Annotated in this window: 16 protein-coding genes; 12 read left to right on the plus strand and 4 right to left on the minus strand. The window is 63.4% G+C overall.

Translation table 11 applies throughout. The features are described 5' to 3' along the window. Positions 1–47: 47 nt before the first annotated feature. Positions 48–1,124, plus strand: coding sequence for an aldo/keto reductase (locus BBG20_RS13245; RefSeq protein WP_065904177.1), 1,077 nt, complete (start codon positions 48–50; stop codon positions 1,122–1,124). Positions 1,125–1,321: 197 nt separating this feature from the next. Next, positions 1,322–2,518: a DUF1835 domain-containing protein gene (locus BBG20_RS13250; protein ID WP_065904179.1), complete on the plus strand. Its 1,197-nt coding sequence runs from the start codon at positions 1,322–1,324 to the stop codon at positions 2,516–2,518. On the opposite strand, the gene BBG20_RS13255 is transcribed toward BBG20_RS13250, so the two are convergent. After that, the gene (locus tag BBG20_RS13255) at positions 2,504–3,619 is read right to left on the minus strand and encodes a catalase family protein (RefSeq protein WP_404940339.1); all 1,116 of its coding nucleotides are present in this window, start codon (positions 3,617–3,619) and stop codon (positions 2,504–2,506) included. The genes BBG20_RS13250 and BBG20_RS13255 overlap by 15 nt on opposite strands. Before the next feature lie 232 nt (positions 3,620–3,851). Between BBG20_RS13255 and BBG20_RS13260 the strand changes: the two genes are divergently transcribed. Next, a complete protein-coding gene (locus BBG20_RS13260) occupies positions 3,852–6,152 on the plus strand; it encodes an FdhF/YdeP family oxidoreductase (RefSeq protein ID WP_065904193.1) in 2,301 nt (766 codons plus the stop codon). Here BBG20_RS13260 and BBG20_RS13265 read toward each other — a convergent pair whose 3' ends face one another. Then, on the minus strand, positions 6,153–6,674 hold the full coding sequence (locus BBG20_RS13265) for an ANTAR domain-containing protein (protein ID WP_065904195.1): 522 nt from the start codon (positions 6,672–6,674) through the stop codon (positions 6,153–6,155). A gap of 203 nt (positions 6,675–6,877) precedes the next feature. Between BBG20_RS13265 and BBG20_RS13270 the strand changes: the two genes are divergently transcribed. From BBG20_RS13270 to BBG20_RS13310, 9 genes are all read left to right on the plus strand, one after another. Then, positions 6,878–7,564: a fimbrial biogenesis chaperone gene (locus tag BBG20_RS13270; RefSeq protein WP_226939946.1), complete on the plus strand. Its 687-nt coding sequence runs from the start codon at positions 6,878–6,880 to the stop codon at positions 7,562–7,564. A 23-nt stretch (positions 7,565–7,587) separates the two neighbouring features. Beyond that, on the plus strand, positions 7,588–8,571 hold the full coding sequence (locus tag BBG20_RS13275) for a fimbrial protein (RefSeq protein WP_065904199.1): 984 nt from the start codon (positions 7,588–7,590) through the stop codon (positions 8,569–8,571). Positions 8,572–8,628: 57 nt separating this feature from the next. Continuing rightward, positions 8,629–11,427, plus strand: coding sequence for an ATP-binding protein (locus tag BBG20_RS13280; protein ID WP_065904280.1), 2,799 nt, complete (start codon positions 8,629–8,631; stop codon positions 11,425–11,427). Continuing rightward, positions 11,414–12,607: an EAL domain-containing response regulator gene (locus BBG20_RS13285; protein ID WP_065904201.1), complete on the plus strand. Its 1,194-nt coding sequence runs from the start codon at positions 11,414–11,416 to the stop codon at positions 12,605–12,607. Before BBG20_RS13280 ends, BBG20_RS13285 begins: the two co-directional genes overlap by 14 nt. Positions 12,608–12,690: 83 nt before the next feature. Next, the gene (locus tag BBG20_RS13290) at positions 12,691–15,861 is read left to right on the plus strand and encodes a hybrid sensor histidine kinase/response regulator (protein WP_065904205.1); all 3,171 of its coding nucleotides are present in this window, start codon (positions 12,691–12,693) and stop codon (positions 15,859–15,861) included. Between the two features lie 23 nt (positions 15,862–15,884). Beyond that, on the plus strand, positions 15,885–16,532 hold the full coding sequence (locus tag BBG20_RS13295) for a response regulator (RefSeq protein ID WP_065904208.1): 648 nt from the start codon (positions 15,885–15,887) through the stop codon (positions 16,530–16,532). Between the two features lie 191 nt (positions 16,533–16,723). Beyond that, complete coding sequence (locus BBG20_RS13300) at positions 16,724–17,326, plus strand: fimbrial protein (protein ID WP_065904210.1); 603 nt, start codon at positions 16,724–16,726, stop codon at positions 17,324–17,326. A 75-nt stretch (positions 17,327–17,401) separates the two neighbouring features. Next, positions 17,402–18,142, plus strand: a complete 741-nt coding sequence (locus BBG20_RS13305) for a fimbrial biogenesis chaperone (RefSeq protein ID WP_065904214.1) — start codon at positions 17,402–17,404, stop codon at positions 18,140–18,142. 85 nt (positions 18,143–18,227) lie between these two features. Then, positions 18,228–20,738 carry a fimbria/pilus outer membrane usher protein gene (locus BBG20_RS13310; protein ID WP_065904216.1) on the plus strand — a complete coding sequence of 837 codons (2,511 nt, stop codon included), beginning with the start codon at positions 18,228–18,230 and terminating at the stop codon, positions 20,736–20,738. Between the two features lie 481 nt (positions 20,739–21,219). Here BBG20_RS13310 and BBG20_RS13315 read toward each other — a convergent pair whose 3' ends face one another. Beyond that, complete coding sequence (locus BBG20_RS13315) at positions 21,220–22,083, minus strand: alpha/beta hydrolase (protein WP_065904218.1); 864 nt, start codon at positions 22,081–22,083, stop codon at positions 21,220–21,222. Beyond that, positions 22,083–24,305, minus strand: a complete 2,223-nt coding sequence (locus BBG20_RS13320; protein WP_065904220.1) for a TonB-dependent siderophore receptor — start codon at positions 24,303–24,305, stop codon at positions 22,083–22,085. Before BBG20_RS13320 ends, BBG20_RS13315 begins: the two co-directional genes overlap by 1 nt. Between the last annotated feature and the right edge of the window lie 37 nt (positions 24,306–24,342).

Below are 24,342 nucleotides of genomic sequence, written 5' to 3' on the forward strand. Positions count from 1 at the left end.
CAGCCACGTCGTTCACACCTTCACGTGCAACGTAAACAGGAGGCGACATGCAGTACCGACAACTGGGCCATTCCGGCCTGCTGGTATCCGAAATCATCCTGGGCACCGTGCCGTTTGGCGGTCGTGCCGAGTTCGAAAAATGCGGCTCGGTGGACGTGCCCCAGGCCAAGCGCATGTTCGACATCGCGTTCGACGCCGGGGTGAATATGGTCGATACCGCCGACCTCTACTCCCACGGCCTGGCCGAAGAAGTGGTCGGCAAGGCCTTGGGCGACAAGCGCAACGACATCCTGCTGGCGACCAAAGGCCGCAGCCCGGTGGACAAGAACCCGAACAACTCCGGCTCGTCGCGCTATCACCTGATCCGCGCATGCGAAGCCAGCCTGAAGCGCCTGGGCACCGACCATATCGACCTCTATCAATTGCACAACTGGGACGGCATGACGCCCATCGAGGAAACCCTCGAAGCCCTGCGGCTGTTGGTGGGATCGGGCAAGATCCGCTACTTCGGCACCAGCAACTTCACCGCCTGGCAAATGATGAAAACCTTGGGCAAAGCCGAATTACACGGCATGCTCAAGCCCATCACCCAGCAGATCTATTACACCCCGGAATCGCGCGAGGCCGAGTATGAGTTGCTGCCAATGGCGCTGGACCAGTCCATCGGCACCCTGGTGTGGGGCCCGATGGGCGAAGGTTTGCTGACCGGCTCGACCCGGCGCGGACACCAGCCACCGGCCAATACCCGCCAGGGCAGCGGCTGGCCGGAACCCTACGTGCATGACCAGGAGCGCGCGCTGGATATCATCGAAACCCTTGCTGCCGTCGGCGACGAGCATGGGGTCTCGGTGGCCCGCACATGCCTGGCCTGGCTCAAGGATCGCCCAGGGATCACCTCGTTGATCGTCGGCGCAGGTACCGAAGAACACCTGCGCGACAACCTTGCGGCGACCGAATTGAAGCTCACTGAGGAGCAATCCTCGCGCATCGAGGCCGTGACCCGTCGCCAGCCGTTGTACCCGTACTGGCACCGGTTTACTGCGGGCATCGACCGTTTTGACCCGGCAGAACAGCCGTTCCTGGCCGAGCATCAAAAGACCATGGACGCGCGCAAGGACAAGTAAGCTGGCCTGAATGTGGGCGCGGGCATGCTCGCGCCCCCCTCTTGAGGGTTGCAGTGAACGGCAATGCTGCCTATATTTCCCGCCTGGCGCTCTCTACGCCACCTTCCGCGGAAAGGGCTGCGCCCAAGACACTGCAACCTCCTTTTTTCTACGACTCCCCAGCCTTAAAGCGGAAAAGGTCTGTGCAAGGAGATCGTATGTCCCAACACTTCAACACCGATGGCCGCCTCAACCTTGAGCAGCAGCGCAAGCGCGCCAAGGAACTGTTGCCGCGCCTGAAAACCCAAGACCCGCACGCGACTTTGTCCCAGGCCCAATGGACGATCGCCAAACAGCTGGGCTTCAGCAGTTGGCCCAGGCTCAAGGCGCATATCGATGCCATCGACTTCGCCGCGCAGCACCCCGACTTCACCGCCAGCGATGAAGCGCGCACCACCCATTGGCGCTGTGGCAATGACATCGCCCATAGCCTGCAACTGGCCGGGTTCAAGGGCCAGTTCCGGATGCTCACCGACCCGTTATGCATGGGCCCGGTGCGTGATGTGCCGGATGAAACATTCCGCGCGCTGCGCAGCGCCTTCATCAGCCAGGCCTTTGCCTTGGACCACGCCGAGACAGCGCGCCGCGTGGACGATGAATACCAACAGCTGAATGCCTTGGCCGGCGCCGATCACAGCGTGCTGTGGTGCGAGGCGGACGCCTATGACCAGCTGTTCCTGGTCCGCACACTGGCAAGTCTGGAACACGCGCCGCGCAAGCTGGAGCTGATCGAGGTGGGCCGCATTGCGGGCGTCGAGCGCTTCATCGGCATCGGCCAACTGGCGCCTGACGTCCTGGCGTGGCTATGGCCGCAGCGCCGGCTGATCGACGATGACGCGGTGCAATTGGCCAGACAGGTGTGGTCGGCGTACTGCGACAACTCGCCCGTCACCCTCGCCGAACTGGCGCACGGCAATCACCCTTCCCTGCCCTTTCTCGCGCCGGCGCTACTGCGTCAGTTGCAGGAGTTGCCCAGCCAGCACAACGGTCTGTCACTCACCGAACAGTTATCGCTGAGCTACATCGCCGAGGCTGGACCGGTGCCTTTCGGCCGGGTGTTCGCCGAGTTGATGGCCAAGCGTGAGCCGCTGCCGTTCCTGGGCGACATGATGTTCCACGCGCTGCTGCGCCCATTGATCGACGCCGAGCAGCCGTTGCTGATCGAGACCGGCACCGACCAGCCATGGCCTCGCCGCCCGTTGACACTCACCGCGTTGGGCCACGCGGTACTGCAGGGCGATGCCTATTGGCTGGACCATGCCAGCGACGTGCGCTGGGTTGGCGGCGTGTGTCTCTCACCCCGCCAGCCGCATTGGACGCTGGATGATCAACGACGGCCGTTATGGCGTGGCTGACGGCCGTGGCTCATGGATCGGGCAGCCGTTGTGCTCGGCCCGGAACCCGGACGACATCTCATAAGCGGGCTTGCGCACCCGCATCACCCCGCCCAGGGGCCGATGCGCCGCCAGCCCGTGCCACGGACTGAAGGCCATGCCATCGTCGATCTGCTGCACATTTTCCGGGCTCCAGGCCGCTTGCGGTGCAAGGTCGATGCGCGCCACGGTCACATACGGGCTGAGGTCTTCAGGCCACTGCACCGAGGCGTCCTCGATGGGCATTTTTTCCAGGTCGGTGGCCAGCTGGACGCGCACCTCCCAACTGCCGCCGCTTTGGGCAAAGTAGGCTTCGACCGCTGCACGCAGGCCGTCGGGGTTGCCACCGAAATCCACGTGCAAGTCGGTCAGCGCCGTCAGGTTCGACGACACCGGCACCACCGCGACCTTGGCGTAGTAAGGCCCGTAGAGCATCGGCACGACGCTGGAAAAACTCTCGCCGAGGATATGCGTCTGCGGGTGGCCGCCCAGGCTCTTCAGGGTACCGCTTTCGCCACCGAGCGACTCCAGCGTCGCCTCCACACCGCGCAGCACTGCCGACAAGGCTTTCTTCATGCCGGGGGCCTTGTCGGTAGTCTTGGCCAATAACTTCAGGGTCTTGAGGAAATCCTTCGGCGTCGCGGCGGTGAAGGCCTTGGCGTTTTGCATGACGAAATCCTGCGTCACCTCGCCATCGCTGCCCGGCAGGCGCGCACCCTCGACGCCGACGATCTTGACCGCCAGCCCGCGCGGGGTGGACACCTTGTCATCGAGGATGTCGCCAGGGTTGGTCGAAAAGCGCATGAACACCGGCAGTGTCACCGGCTTGGCGAAGGCGCCCTGGGCCAGTTCGGCCGGCAGGTTATCCAGCACCGTGATGTGCCCGCGCAACAAACCGTGGCCCTTGGCGTGGACACTACGGGTGGCGTGTCCACTGTCGCGAAACGTGGTCTGCATAATGCCGTGAAGGGCTTCGGCCAGCTCCGCGCCGGTCTGCGCTTCATCTTCCGGGATCTGTTCGAAGGACGCTTCAAAGGGCAACGGCGCACGCACTGAATTGACTACAGGTAGGTCGTTCATCAGGTATCTCTCCGCTCGGCATAGGGTTCACGGCAGGCTTTTTTCTAATAGTCAGGCACGCCGAAAAAAATCCAGGCGTGGTGATTCATAGGTCCGGGGCAATCAAATGGATGTTCAACAAATCGGCATGACGTCGGACGAGCGGTGGCCGCCTACCGTCCGGAGATCAGCTCGAACCTTTTGCAGCGCGCATTCGTCACAGCCTTATTCCTCCTGATAGCACCCGGGTGCCGCCATGCTGATCTATCCAAAAGCCCACTTTCACCCCTACACCCATGCGAGCGGCGGCTGGGGCTCGGCGCAGTCGGTAATGAAAATCCTGTGGCGCGAGCAGGCTTTCGCCAAGGGCCCGCGCGCGCTGATGAAACAGAACAAGCCGGACGGCTTTGCCTGTGTCAGCTGTGCCTGGGCCAAGCCGGGCAAGCCGCACGCACTGGAGTTTTGCGAGAACGGCGCGAAGGCCACGGCCTGGGAGTTGACCTCGCTGAAGACCTCGCCGGCGTTCTTCGCCGAGCACACCCTCAGCGAACTGCGCCAATGGTCGGATTACGACCTGGAGCAACACGGGCGGCTGACCCACCCGCTGCGCTACGATCCGGCCACCGACCGCTACCAGGAGACTACCTGGGAGCAGGCATACCGCGAGATCGGCGCGCAGTTGCAGACGATGCAACCCGACAGCGTGGTGTTCTACGCCTCCGGGCGCGCGTCGCTGGAAACCTCGTTCATGTACCAACTGTTCGCCCGGGCCTACGGCACCAACAACCTGCCCGACAGTTCGAACATGTGCCACGAGAGCACCTCGGTGGGGCTGCAGGAAAGCATCGGCGTACCGGTCGGCAGCGTGACCCTGGAAGATTTCGAACACACCGACTGCCTGTTTTTCTTTGGCCAGAACGTCGGCAGCAACGCCCCACGCATGCTTCATCAACTGCAGGATGCGCGCAAACGCGACGTGCCGATCATCACCTTCAACCCGCTGCGTGAGCGCGGGCTGGAGCGCTTCGTCAATCCGCAGTCGCCGATAGAAATGCTCACGCCGGAATCCACCGTGATCAGCACGCAATACCACCAGGTAGCGATTGGCGGCGATAGCGCCGCCCTGCTCGGCTTGGCCAAGGTGCTGCTGGAGATGGACGACCAGGCGCAGCGCGAGGGGCGCGCGGCGGTGCTCGATCACACCTTTATTGCCCAGCACACCCAGGGTTTTGAGGCCTTCGCGGCGCTGGTACGGGCTTGCCAATGGCAGACTGTCGAGTGCCAGTCCGGCCTGAGCCGCAGCGCCCTGGAGGCGGCCGCGCAGGTGTATGCGCGCAGCGAGCGGGTGATGATGATCTATGGCATGGGCCTCACCCAGCATCGCCACGGGGTGCAGAACGTGCAGATGCTGGTGAACCTGTTGCTGATGCGCGGCAACTTCGGCAAGCCGGGCGCCGGGATTTGCCCGGTGCGTGGCCACTCCAACGTGCAAGGCCAACGCACCGTCGGCATTACCGAAGACCCGAAGAAAGTCCCGGTCGAATTGATCGAACAGCACTTCGGCTTCAAGGTGCCCGAGCAGATGGGCCTGTGCACCGTTGACGCCTGCGAAGGCATCCTCGCCGGGCGCGTGCGCGGTTTTATCGGGCTGGGCGGCAACTTCCTGCGCGCGATCCCGGATACCTCGCGCATGGAACCGGCCTGGCAGACGCTGCAACTCAACGTGCAGATCGCGACCAAGCTCAACCGCACGCACTTGTTGCCTGCAGCCCACCAATGGCTGCTGCCGTGCCTGGGGCGCATCGAGATCGACCGGCAGAACGGCGTCGCCCAGACCTGGGCCACCGAGGACAGCACCGGTTGCATCCACGGCTGGCGCGGCAGCGCGGAACCGGTCGGCCCGCAGGTGCGAGCCGAGGCCAGCATCGTCGCCGGCCTGGCCCTGGCGACCTTGCCGGCCGGTAGCAAGATTGACTGGCAAGGCTGGAGCGCCGACTACTCGCAGGTGCGCACCGCCATTGGCGCAATCTACCCGCAGATCTTCCACGACATGGAAACCCGCATGGCCGAACCGGGTGGTTTCCACCGCCCCATCGCGGTCGCCCGGCGTGAGTGGCTGACCCACAGCGGCAAGGCACAATTCGTGCTGCCCAGCACCCTCAACGAAGATGACGACGTCAATCCCGAGGTGCTGCCACGCGATGTGCTGCAGTTGATGACGCTGCGCAGCAACGATCAATTCAACACCACCATTTATGGCTACGAGGATCGCTTTCGCGGTATCAGCGGCACGCGCGAGGTGATTTTCATGCACCGCAACGATATCGCGCGGCTGGGCTTCGAGAATGGCCAGGGCGTGATGCTGACTACCGCCATAGAGCCGGAGGTCAAGCGCCAGGTGGGGCCGCTGGAGATCGTCGCCTATGACATTCCCGAAGGCTGCGCCGCGGCGTATTACCCTGAATGCAACCCGCTGGTGCCGCTCTGGCACCATGCCGAACGCAGCAAGGTGCCGGCGGCCAAATCGGTGCCGATCCGCCTGAGCCTGGCGGGTTGATCAGCGCTTGGGCGACAGCCCGACCGCGCACGCCACCACCGCCGAATCCTGCGGATAGTGAGCGCGCGGGGTCATCGTGGGCGACAGCAGCCGACCGTCGACGGCGCGCAACATCGGCCGCTCGACGGCTGGCGCGCAATGCTGCGGGTCGATAATTTCCATGCAGCGGCGCAACGAGTTGAAGTCCGGCGACTGCGACAGCGACAAATGCAACGTCTGGCTCACCGACACCGACACCACCGACCCCTGCACGCATTGCCCGTCATAGATCAGCGCGTGGCGGATCAGCGGGTTGTCATGGCAGTACTTCAGCAGGTTGAATGGCCGCGCGCACACCAGCGCCGTGTTGATGATCAACAGGTCGAACGCCACCGTGCCCGAGCGCGTCAAGGCCTGCAGCTCGTCGAACGTGCTCAGCGGGGCGATGCGGTAATAGCCCAGCTGGTTGAGCATTTTCTCGATCTTGATCCGTTGCAGCAGGTCTGCATCGGCAATCAGAAGGCGTAACGCTTTATTGGACATAGGTAAACCTGACAGTTGGGCATCCGCGTCGATCATTCAACGCTGAATACGTTAACCGTCAGCCAGCAAACCTGACTTTAAGGCGATTCTGAAACGGTAGCCGCTCCACCCACGCACTTTTAAGAATCGCCTCAAAGCCCTCGCACTGCCCTGCCCCTACCATGGGCCGCGTCCCTCACGCTCCCCTGGATTCGCCCGTGCTCATGTTTCTACTCAGAATGGTGTTTTTAGCCTGCGCCTTGCTGGCCCTCGCATCACGTCCCGTCAATGCGGCGTTGAAGATCGAGGGCACGCGCCTGATCTATTTCGGCCAGGACAGGGAAGCCACCCTCGGCGTGGTCAACCAGGCGCCGCGTGAAGTAGTGGTGCAGACCTGGATCACCGGCGAGGACGATGCAAGCGGGCGCACCGTGCCGTTCGCCGCCACCGAGCCGCTGGTACAACTGGGCGCCGGCGAGCACCACCGGCTGCGCATCCTGTATGCCGGCGAGGGCTTGCCGACCGATCGCGAGTCGCTGCTCTGGCTCAACGTCATGGAAATTCCGCTCAAGCCGCAGGACTCCAACAGCGTGCAGTTCGCAATCCGCCAACGGCTCAAGCTGTTGTATCGCCCGCCCGCGCTCAAGGGGGGATCAAGCGAGGCGGTGCAGCAGTTGGTCTGGAGCCGCAACGACGGGGGCAGCGTGACGGTCAGCAATCCCAGCGCATTTCACCTGTCGCTGGTGGACGTGCAGACCGACAGCCAGGCGCTCAGCGACTACCTGTTGCTCAAGCCCCACGAGCGCAAAACCCTGGACACGCCGAGCCCGCTGGCCGCCGGCACCACCCTCCACTTCACCGAAATCAACGATATCGGCCTGCAGGCGCGCCGTAGCGCACTGCTCAAATGACCGATCGCGGGGTACTTGCACCTATGTCACCGACCAAACGTTTCCTGCCCCTGCTGCTGTGGGCCTGTGCCGTGTTGCCCGCCACCAGCCATGCGCTGGCCTGCCGCGAGGACGGCACCAACTCGATCATCACCGAGGAGGCGCTGGGCACCGCGCTGGCGGTGGCTGCCGATGCCCCCAACGGCAGCATCATCTGGGAATCCGGCCCGCGCTCGACCAATGTGATCTGCAAGGACGACTACAACCATGGCCGCGAGGAAGTGTATTTCTACGTCAACCCGGCCAACGTGAGCATCGGCACCGGTATCCGCGTGGGCATTCGTTACAACAACCAGCCGATTACCCAAAGCAGCGGCAAAGTCGGCACCGGGTTCTATTCCGACCGTGGCTGCAACCTGGGCAACTGCGTGGGCTGGGACAAGGCGCGCTTCACCCTCAACTTCAGCGTGTTCATCGAAAAATACGACCCTACCCCACCGAGTGGCCAGGCCAGTACCCTGACCTCTTACCGGGTGTTCCAGCTGGACGGCGTACGCGGTCTCAACTCGCGGCCCAACAGCAACTTCAACTATGTGGTCACCGGCATGAACGGCATCCGCTTCGTGCCCTGCACGCCCGAGCTGACCATCACCCCCAGCGTGGTCAACTTCCCGACACCGTCGCGCAAAGCCTCGATCGGCGAAGTCGCCAGCAGCGCCAACTTCAGCCTGAACCTGCGCAAGGGCTGCGACACGCCCTACACCGTCAGTGCGCGCTTCGCGACCACGGCGGGCGGCGGCAGCGTGAGCAACGGCTTGCTGGTGCCGGACAACAACAATTCGGTGGGCATTTCGTTGTCGCGCGCCGAGAGCCAGCAGCAACTGCCGTTCAACGCGTGGTTCACCCTGCAGGAACTGATGGGCCTGGGCCAGAGCCACGATGAATTTCGCGCCGACCTGAAATGGCGCACCCTGCCGCTCCCCGGCGCCTTCGACGCCGCCGTGGTGGTAGATATGTATTACAAGTAGGCGAATTTTAAGGATCGTCTTATGCCCTTGGCGCACGCGGGTCTCTACAGTGCGCCGATGCGATTGAAAAGTTACCTGCTGCAGATCAACCCCGTCCTCTCCCGACCCGAAGCAGCCAGAAGGCTGCTGCGTATTTTTGCGACCGTGCTGCTTATCGGCATCTTCAGCGGGGTGTATACCTTTCTGCTGTCGACTTTCAACAACGACATCTCCCAGCGCCGCGGCTACATGAGCAGCGCCATCGCCGAAGCCCACACTTTTTTCACCAACCGCGAGGCCTTGCTCGAAAGCCTCAGCCTCTCGGCAGTGCGCAAGCAGGCGCGGCTCTACCCCTCCTCCGAAGAAGAACAACACCTGCAACTGGGTGACACGCCGGGCAACCAGTGGAGCATCTGGCTGACCGCGCGGATGCGCGACTACCTCAAGGCCAAGCAGGTCAACCTGCTCTATGTGAACACCGGCCCCGAGCCGCAGGTGACGCGCCTGTACGACTCGACCGCGCAAGTGCTGCCGATTTCCAAGTGCCTGCTCAATCGCCTCAAGGCCTTGCAACGCAGCGACCCGTCGACGCTCAAAGAGCTGTGGCTCAGCGACAAGACCGAGCACCACTCGCACCTCTATCTGTTCATCCGCCTGGATGAACGCGACCCGCGCTCCGGCTGGCTGGGCCTGGAGATGGAAAGCCGCGAGGTGTCCCAGACCCTCAGCGACCAGAGTGCCGGCGAGTTCATGATGCTCAATTCCCAGGGCATGCTGGTGTTCACCAACAGCGACGATGCGCAGTGGAGCCAGCAACGCCTCAAGCCCCAGGAAGAGAGCTTTTTCGGCTTTGTCGGCAACGGCTGGCTGCCCGATCACCTGGTGATTCGCAAGCACCTGAAGTCTTCGGACTGGCAACTGATGTACTCCATCGACCTGCACGCCGTGGTCTCCGGGCTGTGGAAGCAGCTGCTCGGTTCGCTGCTGTTCTGCCTGCTCAGCGTGACGCTGATCTGGTTGGTGATGCGCCGTGTCGACCAGCGTTTCATCATCCCCTCGATCCACCGTATCCAGGCGCTGATCGAAAGCGAGGCGTTCGGCCGCGATGTGATCCAGACCGCGCCCGTCGCCCTCTGCGTGCTGCGCCGCACCGACGGCCAGGTGGTGCTGGAAAACACCCTGGCCCAGCAATGGCTGGGCCATGGCCCGGAGCGTGAGGCATTGCGCGCTGGCTGGATCGAGCAGGCGTTTGCCGATGACGCCCACGAACACTGCGATTACTTTGAAACCATCGACGGCCGCCACCTGTACCTGAGCAGCGCCCCCACCCGTTATCGCGGCGAAGACGTGTTGTTTTGTGCATTCAGCGATATCAGTGCGCGCAAGCAGGTCGAGGCGGCGCTGGAGGAAGCCCGCCAGTCAGCCGATGCCGCCAACGCTGCCAAGACCCTGTTCCTGGCGACCATGAGCCATGAAATCCGCACGCCACTGTATGGCGTGCTCGGCACCCTCGAACTGCTGGCGCGCACGCAACTGGACGCCCAGCAGAAGGACTACCTGCACGCCATCGAAGGGTCGTCCTCGACCTTGCTGCAGTTGATCTGCGACGTGCTCGATGTGTCGAAGATCGAGGCCGGGCAACTGGCCCTGGAGTTGAGTGAGTTTTCGCCGCTGGAGCTGGTGCACGAAATCATCCAGGGCTACGCCGCAGCCGCGCAGGGCAAGGGCCTGCAACTGTATGCCTGCTTCGACCCGAAGTTGCCGGAACGGCTGATCGGTGACGTGACGCGCATCCGCCAGATTCTCAACAACCTGCTCAACAACGCGGTGAAGTTCACCGACTACGGGCGCGTGGTGTTGCGGGTTAAAGTGCTGGGGCGCGACGGCGAGCGCTCGAGCCTGCTGTGGCAGGTGTCGGACACCGGCAAAGGCATCGCCCAGGAAGACCAGGCGATGATTTTCGAACCGTTCTACCAGAGCGAAGGCAACACCAACGTCGTCGCCGGCACGGGCCTGGGGCTGCCCATCTGCCAGCGCCTCACGGAGTTGATGAACGGCAATATCCGCATGGTCAGCGAAATGGGCCTGGGCAGCAGTTTCAGCCTGATCCTGCCGCTGGAAGAAGCGCCCACCCCGCCGATGACCCCGCTGCTGGCCGAGACCATCTACGTGGTCGCGCCGATCCCCGAGCTGGCGCACTCCATCAGCGGCTGGCTGCGGCGCTGGGGCGCCAGGGCGCAGACCGGCCTGCCGACGCTGGCGGACAGTCATCTGCTGCTGCAAGTGCATCCGGGCAGCATCGACCCGTCGCTGGCGCCCGAGTGGCCGGGCCCGGTGATCCACGTGAGCAGCAACGCCTGCACCGCCCTGGAAGCCGACGCCGGCGCGTGGCACGTCAACCTCAATCACCTGGCAGCGATTCACCAGGCCGTCAGTCAGGCGCAAGGGCTGTGGGTGGCCCGTAGCGACGAGCAAATACGCCAGCGTGACTTGAGCAAACTCAACCTGCATCTGCTGGTGGCCGAGGACAACATCATCAACCAGCTGATATTGCGCGACCAACTCGAAGAACTCGGCTGCACCGTGGAGCTGGCGGCCGATGGCCAGGAAGCGTTGCAGCTGTACACCGCCGGCAACTTCGATGTGGTGTTGACGGACGTGAACATGCCCCACATCAACGGTTATGAACTGGCGCGCGAATTACGTCGCCAGGGCTGCCCGTTGCCGATCATCGGGGCCACCGCCAACGCCATGCGCGGCGAGGCCGACCTGTGCCTGGCCGCCGGCATGAACCATTGCCTGGTCAAACCCTTTGCGTTGCGGGCTCTATTCAACTCCCTGGCGCCTTATGCACGGAACACCCATGAAGCCCCTTAGTATTCTGATAGTCGAGGACCACCCCCTGCAGCACATCTACCTGCAGCACCTGCTCAGTGAGTTGGGGGATTTCAGGCTCGAAACCGCCGAGGACGGCAAAGAAGCGCTGGAGCGGCTGCGCCAGCGCGATTTCGACCTGGTACTCACCGACCTGCTGATGCCCGGCATGGACGGCGTGCAGTTTATCCAGTGCCTGGCCAGCCTGCGCTGCAAGCCGGCGCTGGCGATCATGAGCGCGGCGTCGCGGCGCATGTTGATGGCGGCCAGCCTGGTGGCGAAAAACCTCGATGTGGAGGTGATCGGGCTGATCTCCAAACCGGTCGCCGCCGACGCCTTGCGCAGCCTGGTGGACCAGTTGCGCAACCGGGTACGCACGCCCTCCCCCGAACTGCCCGAGCACCTGGACATCGACCGTCACACGCTGGTGCAGGCCATGAGTGCGGGCCAGTTCCAGGCCTGGTTCCAACCGAAAAAATCCCTCGCCAACGGGCGTATCGTCGCCGCCGAGGCCTTGGTGCGCTGGATGCACCCCGAGCAAGGCGTGATGCTGCCCGCCGCGTTCCTGCCGGCGATCAAGGCCTTCGAGCTGGAGGAACGGCTGTTGTGGCTGGTGCTCAAGCAGGCAATCTACGCCCAGGAGCAGTGGCGCCAGCGCGGCTATGAAATCCCGGTGTCGATCAACCTGCCCACCCACCTGCTCAACAGCCACGACCTGGCCGACCGTTTGCTGGAATTCGTGCTGCACCACGACGGTATCCCGGGGATGATCTGCTTCGAGTTGATGGAATGCTCGGTGCCACAGGACATCAGCAACTTCTACGCTGGCGCCTGCCGCTTGCGGATCAAAGGCTTCGGCCTGTCCCAGGATGACTTCGGCAAGGGCTACAGCTCATACCTCAACCTGGTGTCCACGCCGTTTACCGAACTCAAGATCGACCAGGCGCTGGTCCAGGGCAGCCATGACAACGAAGGCATTGCCCAGGCCTTGGCGAGCATCATTGCGCTGGGCCGCAAACTCGGCCTGACCGTGGTCGCCGAAGGCGTGGAGACGCCCCAGCAACTGGCGTTGCTGCGCAAGATCGACTGCAACCAGGTGCAGGGTTTCCTGATCTCCCACGCGGTGTCTTCGGATCAATTTCAACAACTTCTGAACAATGATGGCCCTGCGACATCTCACTAGCAGCCGGCCCTGGATTATTTGCTCTTTAATAAGGAGTAAGCTCCCTCCAGTGCCGATTTATCCTGCGCCTGCGGAACCCCCTGATGAAGCACAACAACGCGATACTCGAAGCCTTCACCCGCAGCTCCCTGCGCCTGAACAAAGGCCTGATGGTGCTGATTGGCATTGCGTTGTTGCTGATACTGACCAACTACTGGTCGCTGCAACGCGGGGTCGAAACCCGCTACGGCGCGACGCGCTTTCATTTCGCGCGGCTGATGGAAAACCTGACGGAGCAGGAGTCGTACCTCAGGAGCCTGACGCACCCAGGCATCCAGGCCGAACTGTTGCGCGCGACCAACGTGCAGGTGAGCCTGAAAAGCCGCATGGTCGACAACCACCGCACGCTGTACGAAGGCCAGAAGTACTCGTTTTCGGTGCCCTTCAGCGTCAAGTTCGATGAGCAGCAAGTCGGCCCCGCCGCGCGGCCGCAGATTTTCGCCCTCGGCGCGCACCTGACCAGCTACTACAGCGCGTTCTGGTCTTCGTCACCGTACGAGGCGCCGCAAACCTTTCTATTCAATCGCCACACCCACTACACCATCACGGTGCCGTCGGTGGGCTACCAGCGTCGAGAGAACACCGAGGAAACCGGCAACCTCGTGGCGCTGGTCAACGCCGTGCAGCAAACCCTGGAAAACACCCCGCAGCCGCTCGAGCAGAACCGCGTGTATTGGCAGGCCGGCCCCGCGCCCGGGCACTTGCTGGCCTATATCGGACTGCCGCTGGACGGCCAGGAACAGGCGGTGGTCGGCACCTTGCTCGACCTCGCGCGGGTCGACGATGTACAGCGCGCGCTGGACCGCTCGGCCTTTGATCGCTTGACCCTGATCGCGCCCGACGGCACCCGGCTGGCAGGACCGGACGTCGGGCAGCTCAGCGATGGCGTGCACTTCAATGCCGATGGCTTTGAATTCAAGATGACCCAGCCAGGCGACCAGCCGTGGAGCGCGGTCTATGGCCTGAACTACTCGCACTTCTTCCACTCCGCGCTGTGGCCGCTGAGCAGCCTGGCGCTGTTCTTCGTCGGCCTGGTGACCCTGGGCTGGGGCGGCAGCCGCTGGTACCGGCGCCAGGTGATCAACCCGGCGCGCCTGGCCCACGAGCGCATTGCCGAAAGCGTGGCCTTCAGCCGGGTGATCATCGACACCGCGCCCACCGGCTTGTGCGTGGTGCGGCGCAGCGACGGCAAGGTCCTCATCGAGAACCAGCGCGCCCAGCAATGGCCCGGCACCGCGCGCCTGGTGGCCGCCATGGCCGGCACGCATGACAGCGCCGAGAGCGGCGAGACGCACCTGGAAATCGAAGGCCGGCACCTGCAGATCGGCTTTGTGTCGACCCGCTATCAGGCCGAAGACGTGCGCCTCTACGCCTTCAACGACATCACCCGCCACATCGACGACGCCCAGGCACTCGAAGATGCACGCCGCGCCGCGGATGCCGCCAACGAGGCCAAGACATTATTCCTGGCGACCATGAGCCATGAAATCCGCACGCCGCTGTATGGCGTGCTCGGCACCCTCGAACTGCTCGGGCTGACCGACCTCGACCCGCACCAGCAAACCTACCTGCACACCATCCAGCGTTCGTCCGGCACGCTGTTCCAGCTGATCAGCGATGTGCTGGACGTGTCGAAAATCGAGTCCGGGCAAATGGCGATAGAGGCCGTGGATTTCTGCCCGCTGGACATGCTCGAAGACACCCTGCACACCTACGCCGCGTCCGCCCAGCGCAAGGGCTTGCAGCTCTACAGTTGCATCGATGCGCAATTGCCCGATTGCGTGATGGGCGACCCGATGCGTATTCGCCAGATTCTCAACAACCTGGTGAGCAACGCCATCAAGTTCACCGACATCGGGCGCGTGGTGATTCGCGCCAGGGTCACGGCGCGCGACGCCGGCAACGTCGACCTGGAATGGCAGGTCACCGACTCCGGCGTCGGTATCCCCGAGGCCCAGCAGGCCAAGCTGTTCGATCTGTTCTACCAGGCACCGGACACCGCCAGCGAAGGCGGGGCCGGGCTGGGGCTGCCGATTTGCCGGTGGCTGGCGCAGATGATGGACGGTGAGATCCGCGTAGTCAGCGAGCCGGGCCTGGGCAGCAGCTTTACCCTGAAATTGCGCCTGCCACTGTGTGGCGGTGCGCTGACCCAGCTGCCGTTGATCGAGCCCAGCCCGACGCCGGTGTATGTGCAGGCGCCGGTGCGCGAGCTGGCGCAGTCGATGAGTGACTGGCTCAATCGCCTGGGCATCGCGGCGGCGCTGGCGGCGACCACCCAGGAGCAGGACAGCCGCCATGCAGTGCTGGTCGACCTGCTGCCCGGCGACCCCGCCCAACCCTGGGCCGGCCAACGCGTGCGCTGCCTGCCGGGCGCTCACAGCCCGCCTCTGCACACCGAGCAGGGCTGGGTCGTCGACTTGCACGACGTGCGCGCCATCGCTGCCACCGTGTCGCTGGCGCAGCACGGCAAGCACGAACAACCGCCGGCGGCCCGGCCGCACAGTGCCGGGCAACTGGGGCTGCGCATCCTGGTGGCCGAGGACAACCCGGTCAACCAGGCGATCATCAAGGAACAGCTGGAGGCGCTCGGTTGCTTGGTGACCCTGGCGGCCAACGGCGAGCAGGCGTTGCAGCTGTGGCTGCCGCAGGCCTTCGACCTGGTGCTCACCGACGTGAATATGCCGTTGATGAATGGCTATGAACTCGCCCGCGCCCTGCGCGAGCATGATCCGCAGTTGCCGATTATCGGCGTGACCGCCAACGCGATGCGCGAGGAAGGCGTGCGCTGCCTGGCGGTGGGCATGAACGCCTGGATCGTCAAGCCGTTGAGCCTGCAGACCCTGCGCGGCCAGTTGATCAGACTGTGCAAGGTCAAGCCGCCGGTCGAGCCCGACCTCGTGCCCTGCGACGACAGCGTGCAGTTGTCGGACACCATGCGCCCGTTGTTCATCAGCAGCGTAGAGCAGGACCTGCAACGCATCGGCGCGGCGCTCGAACGCCGCGATGCGCGTGCCCTCGGCCAACTGCTGCATTCGGCCGCCGGCGCATTGGGCGCCGTGCAGGCCCTCGACCTGGCCCAGGCCTGTATCGAACTGGAAGACCAACTTAACCGCGGCAGCCTCGACACTGCCCTTGCGCTCAAGGTGAAGGCGGTGATGCAGCGCCTGTCGGCCGTCCTGGACACGCTTCGGCCCGGGCACCCTTCACTCACCTGAACTGGCACTACGGACGGCCCTTTATGAAAAAATTCAACGTGGTAATCGCGGACGATCACCCGATCGTATTGCTGGGCGTTCGCGAGCTGGTGGAGCGCGACACCCGCTTCCAAGTGGTCGGCGAGGCCGTGTGTTCAGCCGGGCTGATCGCGCTGTTGCAGCGCCAGGGCGTCGACATTGTGATCACCGACTACAACATGCCGGGCGACTCGCCCTACGGCGATGGCCTGAAACTGGTGGAGTACCTCAAGCGGCATTTCCCGCAGGTGCAGATCCTGATCCTGACGATGATTTCCAACCAGCTGATTCTCACCCGCCTGCAGGAGTTGGGCGTGGTCGGCATCATCCAGAAAAGCCAGTTGCACACCGAGATCCAACTGGCGCTCAAGGCGATTGCCCAGAAGAGCGCCTATCGCAGCCTGGAACCGCCGAAGACATCAGTGATCGAGACCCTCACGGACTTCGACGAGCGCTTCACCAGCCTGTCGCCCAAGGAGTTCGAGATCCTGCGTTTGTTTATCTCGGGCATGAGCGTGAGTGATATCGCGCGCAGCCAGAATCGAAGTTCCAAGACCATCAGTGCGCAAAAGATATCGGCCATGCGCAAACTTGAAGTGAGCAGCGACCAGGACCTGCTCGCTTATTGCCTGGCGCGTAATATCTTCAACTGACCTGCCCCTCCAGCAAGCCATTCAAGGCAATGGCTTCGCCCCGCCCCCGCCCCTGACCGCTCTAGAACGCAGCTCTCCCGCCTGCTCCAGGGTTTATAAGAATCGTCTTATGTCGTCCAAACCTTGGACTTTTTATTCTTGCCCCGCAGTTCAACAACCGCACTTTCCAACTCACACTAACGGACATCATCATGAAGAAGTTTTCCCTGGCTGTTATCGCCTCGGCCCTGGTTGCGGCCTCCGGCAGCGCATTTGCCGATGAAACGGCACCGACGCCGACCCTGGGCGGCAGCGGCAAAATTACCTTCACTGGCGTGATCAACAATGACGCGTGCTCGGTGGACGGCGCCAACTCCGACCGCACCATCTCCGTGGACATGGGCAACGTCTCGATCAAGGACATGGGCACCGCCGAAAACCCAACCGCAGGTCGCGTGACCGCCAAAGACTTCAACCTGAACGTCAACTGCAACCAGGGCACCAAAGTCGCGATGATCTTTGACGCCAACAACGGCGGTTCGGGCCTGGTCACCGGCAAGAAAGTCCTGGCCCTGAACCCGGGTTCGGCCACCGCGCAAAACGTCGGCATCGCCCTGCTCGACAGCAAAGGCAGCCTGATCGACCTCAGCTCGCCGAGCACCGCACGCATTGAAAGCACCATGCACGGTCAGGGCACTGAAGGCGGCGACGCCACCATGAGCTTCGCAGCCGCCTACGTCACCACCGGTGCCGCCGGTGCCTCCACCGCCGGTCGCGGTGACGCGACCCTGCCGTTCATCCTGCAATACGAGTAACTCGGCGCGCCTGAGCACCGAACGCGCGAGGCCCTGCGGCCTCGCCATTTATTTTTGATGACACCGGACACCCTCATGCAGCCTCGTATTATCACCGCGAGCCTGGTGCTGCTGGGCATGCTTATGGCTACCCAGGCCACCGCCAGCATTTCACTCAACGCCACGCGTATCGTGTTCGATGGCAGCCACAAGGAAGCCAATATCACCGTGCGCAACGGCAACCAGGACGTGTTGATTCAGTCCTGGGTCGACATGAACGACGCCAGTGGCAGCCGTGCACCGTTTGCCGTCACCCCGCCCCTGGCACGGGTGTTTGCCAAGGAGCAGCAACTGCTGCGCATCCTCTATCAAGGCGCCGGCATGCCGACCGACCGCGAGTCGGTGGTGTGGCTCAATGTGCAGGAAATCCCCAAGGCCAGTGAGGCCGAGAACACGTTGCAGTTGGCCATCCGCCAACGCATCAAGATCTTCTACCGCCCTGCCGGCTTGCCCGGCAATGCGTTGCAAGCCCCGGCGCAGTTGGAGTGGCGCCTGGCCAAACAGGGCACGCAAACCCTGCTGCAGGTGAAGAACCCGACGCTGTACCACGTGTCGATGGCCGACATCAAAGTGCAGGCGCAACTGGCCAGCGACTCCACCATGATTGCGCCCGGCGAGGCAAAACAGTTCCCGCTCAACGCGACGCCCGCCAGCGGCCCGGTGCAGTTGTCGTTTTCCAGCATCAATGACTACGGCGCGCAAAACCATTACACCGCGCCCCTGTCCATCGGCGCTGCGGCAGCCGCGTACGCGACTGAATCGCGCCTCAAACCCTAAGCACTCCGTCTAACCCACAGGCTCACTTCGCGTGCGTGTTTGCGTGCCCGGCTGTTCGCCAACCAGGGATGTCACAGGTCTTCGCATGTCTTTTATTTCCAGCAACAGGCCCGTACGTGGCGCACTGAAGTTGAAGACGCTGTCGCTCGCGATTGCCGCCAGCCTGCCCGCCTGGGCACTGGCCGACGAGCCTGCGGAAACCTTCAACACCACCTTCCTGCAAGGCGCGCAGTCCGCCGTCGACCTGCAGCAATTGCTGTCGGCCAACAGCGTGTTGCCAGGCACTTACCGCGTCGACCTGTACAGCAACGAAGTGCTGGTGGGTCGCCGTGACATCGACTTCAAGCGCAACCCCGGGAACGGTCGCGTCGAAGCCTGCCTGACCCTCGACCTGCTCAAGCAACTGGGCATCGACATGGCCCGCTTGCAGGCCCAGGGCAAGCTGGATCCGCAGCACCCGCAGGACTGCTACGCCCTCGCCGACATGATTGAGGAGGCCAGCGTGCGCTACGACAGCAGCCGCCTGCGCCTGCTGGCGAGCATTCCGCAGGTGGCCATGCAGCGTGGTTTGCGCGGGTATGTCGACCCGCAGTTGTGGGACGACGGCGTGCCTGCCGCGTTCATCAACTACCAGCTCAACAGCAACCGCAGCGCTGGCGACGCCGACACCCGCATCAACAACAACCTCGGCCTGCGCAACGGCATCAACCTGGGTGCCTGGCGCCTGCGCAACGAGTCGAACATGAATGGCGGCACCGGGCGCTCGAACACGTTCACCAGCAATCGCACCTACCTGCAGCATGACGTCACGCCGATCAAGGGCCAGTTCAGCGCCGGTGAGATTTTCTCCGACGCCGACCTGTTTGACAGCGTGCGCTATCGCGGCTTGAAACTGGCCTCGGATGACGGCATGCGCGCCGACAGCGAGCGCGGTTATGCGCCGGTGATTCGGGGGGTGGCGCAGACCAACGCGACCGTCGAAATCCGCCAGAACGACTACATCCTCTACACCGCCAACGTCGCGCCTGGGCCGTTCGAAATCAACGACATCTACCCCAGCGGCTCCAACGGCGACCTGGAAATCACCGTGATTGAGTCCGACGGCAGCCGCCGCGTGACGATGCAGGCGTTCTCCAGCCTGCCGATCATGGTGCGTGAGGGGCAAGTCAAATACAGCCTCTCGGCGGGTACCTTCAAGAGCAATGCCGACGATTTGGCGACGCCGCGCTTTATCAGCAGCACCCTGGCGTACGGCTTGACCAGCAACCTCAGCGGCATCGTCGGTGTGCAAGCCAGCGAGGACTACAGCGCGCTGTCGATCGGCGCCGGCAAGAACACCGCGCTGGGCGCGTTTTCCCTGGATGCCACGCATTCATCCAGCAAGGCCCGTGGGCAAACCACCCAGGGCAGCAGCGTGCGCGCACTGTATGCCAAGACGTTTGCCGGCACCGACACCAACTTCACCCTGGCCGCCTACCGCTACTCCACCGAGGGCTACCGCACCCTCACCGACCACGTCGAGGACATGAGCGAAGACGTGCGCGTGCGCACCGGCCATTCGAAAACCCGCACCGACCTGACCATCAACCAGAGCCTGGGCCGCAACAATGCGTTCGGCAGCCTGTATGTGAACGCCAGTGACCAGCGCTACTGGAATCGCGGTGGGTCGCAGAGTTTTTCGGCCGGCTACACCAGCAACTGGGGTGACCTGAGCTACAACCTCGGCGTGACACGCACCAAGCAAATCGTAACCTGGGGCGCGCCGAGCAGCGACACTCAATTGAACCTGTCCATCTCGTTCCCGCTGGGCAGCCAGGCGCGCGCACCGCGGGCGTTTGTCACCACCAGCCGCCAGCACGGCGACACCACCACCCAGGCGGGTATCAATGGCTACGTCGCCGACACCAGCGACACCTTTTATTCGGTGCAAGCGGGCCACAGCGACACCAGCGGCAGTTCCGGTTCAGTGAACCTCAACAGCCGCACCTCCATGGCAGACGTGAGCCTCGGCTACAGCCAGGGCCAGGGCTACAACTCGCAGAACCTCAACATCGCCGGCTCAGTGGTGGCCCATGCAGGCGGCATCAACCTGGGTCAAACCGTCAGCGAAACCTTCGCGCTGGCTGAAGTACCGGGCATCTCCGGGGCGAAGATCAGCAGCTACAGCGGCGTGGAGACCGGCTACAACGGCTATGCGGTGATCCCGACGGCGCAACCTTACCGGGTCAACTGGATCAGCCTGGACACCCGCGACCTGGGCGGCAATGTGGAAGTCACCAACGCCACCCAACAGCTGGTGCCACGCCGAGGCGCCGTGGTCGTCGCGCATTACAGCGGCACCACCGGACGGCGGGTGCTGTTCGAGTTGTTTGATGCACAGCACACGCCGCTGTCGTTCGGCGCTTCGCTGGAAGACGGCAACGGCAAGCAACTGGCAATTGCCGACCCGAATGGGAATGCGCTGGCGTTGGTCGAGCAGGATCAAGGTACGTTAGTGATCAAGTGGGGCGACCAGCAATGCAATGCCCACTATGCGCTGGCACCACAGAACAAGGCGCTGAACTATGAGCGCCAGGCGTTGGTGTGTGCGCCTTGACGCTGGGGTAGAAGGCCAACAGGTGGGATTGAGGTAGGGCCCAGGCACCTGGGTGTATGGAGATCAAATGTGGGAGCTGGCTTGCCTGCGAAAGCGGTGGGTCAGTCGCCGAATGCATCAGCTGACAGGCCGCTTTCGCGGGCAAGCCCGCTCCCACAGGGGATTGGGGTCGGGCCTGAGACCCCGGGTGTACGCAGAGCAAATGTGTGTGGCTTGACTGCGAAGTCGGTGGATCAGCCACCAAATGCATCAGCTGACAGGCCGCCTTCGCGAGCAAGCCCGCTCCCACAGGGGATTGGGGTGGGGCCTGAGATCCCGGGTGTACGCAGATCAAATGTGGGAGCTGGCTTGCCTGCGAAAGCGGTGTGTCAGTCGCCAAATGCATCAACTGACAGGCCGCCTTCGCGAGCAAGCCCGCTCCCACAGAGGATTGGGGTCGGGCCTGAGATCCCGGGTGTATGAAGATCAAAGGTGGGAGCAGTTATTGGCTCATCTGCTCCAACGTGTAGCGCAATGAAGCCGGCAACATCGGCCCGTGCCCCAGGCCCGGGAATGCCTGGTAGCGCACGGTCAGCCCCTCGACACTTTGCAGCGAGGCCAACAGGCGCTTGACCGCGCCATCGTCCTGCGGCTTGGCGGCCCTGGTCGGGCTGGCCGGTTCTGCATCACCGCGCATCAGCAGCAAGGTCGGCCGCTTTGCGCGCAGGCGCTGCGCGAGTCCGTCGGTCTGAATCACGCCATTGTTCCACCAAAGCGACGGGCTCGCCGCGGCGTAGTCGTCAAACGCCTGCGGACGCGTCGTCAAGGCATGCAGCACCAACAACCCACCATACGAATGCCCCCACAGCAATTGCCGCCTGGGTTGTATCTCCAGGCGCTGGTTGACCAGCGGCCGGATCTGCTCCGTCAGCAAATCCAGGAACTGATCGGCGCCTCCGCTGGGCACATCCGTCAAGGGATCACGTTGCGCGCCCTCGCCCACTCTCGGGGTGTAGTCGAACGTCCGCGCATTGCGCTCGATACGCAGCGGGGTCGCATACCCCACCGCCACCAGTACCGGTGGCGCCGGGCGATGGGACAGGTGGTTGAGCAGCTCGGTATCCAGCGCCGCCATCGCCGCATTGCCATCGAGCAGATAGGCCACGGGGCTGGCCGCGCTGACCTTGAGCGGGCGCCCCAGCCACACCCGGTAGTGCCGCGCGCCGTCAGCCGAGTCCAGCTCCAGCGTGCTGAACTGGTAGTCGCTGGCCTCGCGCAATACCGGTGCATCCATCAGTTGGTCAGGTGCCGGCTGGGCACAGGCACATTGCACAAAAAACAACGCCAACCAGCATGCGCGCCCCATCAGAACGACGCCGTCAGGCTGGTGTACAAGGTGCGCCCGGACTGGTTGTAGGTCGCGGCGCCGGCGCCTTCGATGTTGTTCACACCCTGGGCATTGCCCTCGCGCCACAGGCGTTTGTCGAACACGTTGTCCACACCGGCGGTGAGGCTGAGGTTTTTTGTCAGGGCGTAGGTACCGCTCACCCCGGCAATCGCATACGGCGAGAGTTGGTTGTTGCTGGTGCCGGTCACGCGGTTGCCGTGGTAGTCGTATTTCTTCGGAGTCTGCTTGCCGTACCAGGCCACGCTCGCCTGCAGGGACAGGTCCTGGGTGGCCTGCCAATCGAGCATCGAATTGAGGGTGTACTTGGGCGTGACCGACAGCACATCACCGGTCTGTTTGTTTTTCGATTGGAGCATGTAGGTGAAGTTGTTGGTCCAGTTGACCTGCTCGCCCAGCGGCAGCGCAACGGTACCTTCCAGGCCTTCGACCAGCGCCTTGGGCACGTTCTCCCACTTGAAGATGCTCGCGCGGGCGGTGCTGCCAGTGCCGCCGGACGCCGTGCCGACCGGGGTCAGGCCGGACTCGATCTTGTTTTTGTAATCGTTACGAAAATACGTCAGGCCGGCGACCACGCCGTCATTGCGGTACTCCAGGCCCAGTTCCTTGTTGACGCTGGTTTCCGCCTCGAGGTCGGCATTGCCTTGCAGGTAACAACTGGTGGTCTGGCCATAGCAACCCTGGCCGTTGCTGTACAGCAGATAGTTGGGGTTGAGCTGGTAGAGGTTCGGCGCCTTGTACGAACGGGCGATGCCGGCCTTCAAGGTCAACGTGTCGGTGAGTACCTGGGACAGGTTGAGCGACGGGCTCCAGTTGTCGCCGACGATGTTGTGGTGGTCCAGGCGCAGGCCCGGGGTCAGGCGGGTGCCGGGGCGCAGCTCGATGTTGTCTTCGGCGAACAGCGAAAAAATGCGCGACGCCGACGAGTCGCTGCGAGAGGTGCTCGACAAGCCAGGCACGCTGCCGCCGGCCGTGGTGGTTTGCAGGTTGGCATTCGGGTCGCCGAGCTTCTGTTCGACCCACTCGCTGCCGAGCGTCAGCACCTGGTCGACACCTGCGTGCAGCGGCAGGTTGACTTCACCGTGGGCGGTCAGGTCGCGCAGTTCGTTGGTGCTGAAACTGTTGGCGGAAAAGATCCCTTCCAAGCCACCGGCCAGGCCTTCATTGAGACGGCGGTTGCGAGTCTTTTCATACTGCACGTAGGCCAGGGTGCTGCCGAAATCCCATTCGCCGCGATGGGTCACGGCGTAGGTTTCACGGTAGAGAATATTGGTTTCATGCCCCAGCATGTTCTTCACGGTGGCGTTGCTGTTGGTGTTCTGGGTATCGCCGGTATAGATATTGCCCTGGCGGCTGAAACCGGCCTCCAGGTCGAGGGTTTGCTCGGGAGTGATGTTCCAGCTGAGCAGGCCGTTGACGTCTTTGTTGCGCACCCCCTCGCGCCCCGCCGGCAGCGTGCCGACCTGGTTGCCGGTGCGCAGGGATTCATGCCCGCTGTTGATGTCGGCATCGTCGGCGTTGGTCTTGGCCACGTTGCCGTACACGCGGTAGCTGAGGGTGTCGGTGAGCGGGCCATTGAGGCCGAAGTTCATGCGCTCGGTCTCACCTTCGGCCGAGTGTTGGGCGAAGTTGTGGTAGATCGTTGCCGAGCCGTGCGTTTGCGTGCCCGGCTGCTTGGTGATGATATTCACCACGCCACCCGCCGCGCCGTTGCCATAACGCGCTGCCGCGGGGCCGCGAATGACTTCGATGCGCTCGACCTGATCGGCCGGTACCCAGTTGCTGTCGCCGCGGCTGTCACGCTCGCCACGCCAGCCATAGCGCACCGAATTGCGGCTGCCGACCGGCTTGCCGTCCACCAGGATCAGGGTGTTTTCCGGGCCCATGCCGCGAATGTCGATCTGGCGGTTGTTACCGCGCTGGCCGCTGCTGGAGTTGCCGGTGAGGTTGACGCCGGGCATGGTGCGGATGATGTCCGACAAGTCGTTGGCCGGTGGGCGTTTCTTGATGTCTTCAGCGGTGATGATCGACACACCGGGCATCTGCTTGATCTCTTCCTGCGCGGTACCCAATACGGTCTGGGTCGGCAGTTCCATCTGCGCAGGGGCTTCGGCCTCGGCGGCGAAACTGCTGACGGGCAACAGGCTGCAAATACTCACGGCAAGCAGGGACAAGCGGAACATGCGGGGATCTCCAAGCGCAGCCCGACCGATAGCGGTG

Source organism: Pseudomonas aylmerensis, assembly GCF_001702265.1.
Taxonomy (GTDB): domain Bacteria; phylum Pseudomonadota; class Gammaproteobacteria; order Pseudomonadales; family Pseudomonadaceae; genus Aquipseudomonas; species Aquipseudomonas aylmerensis.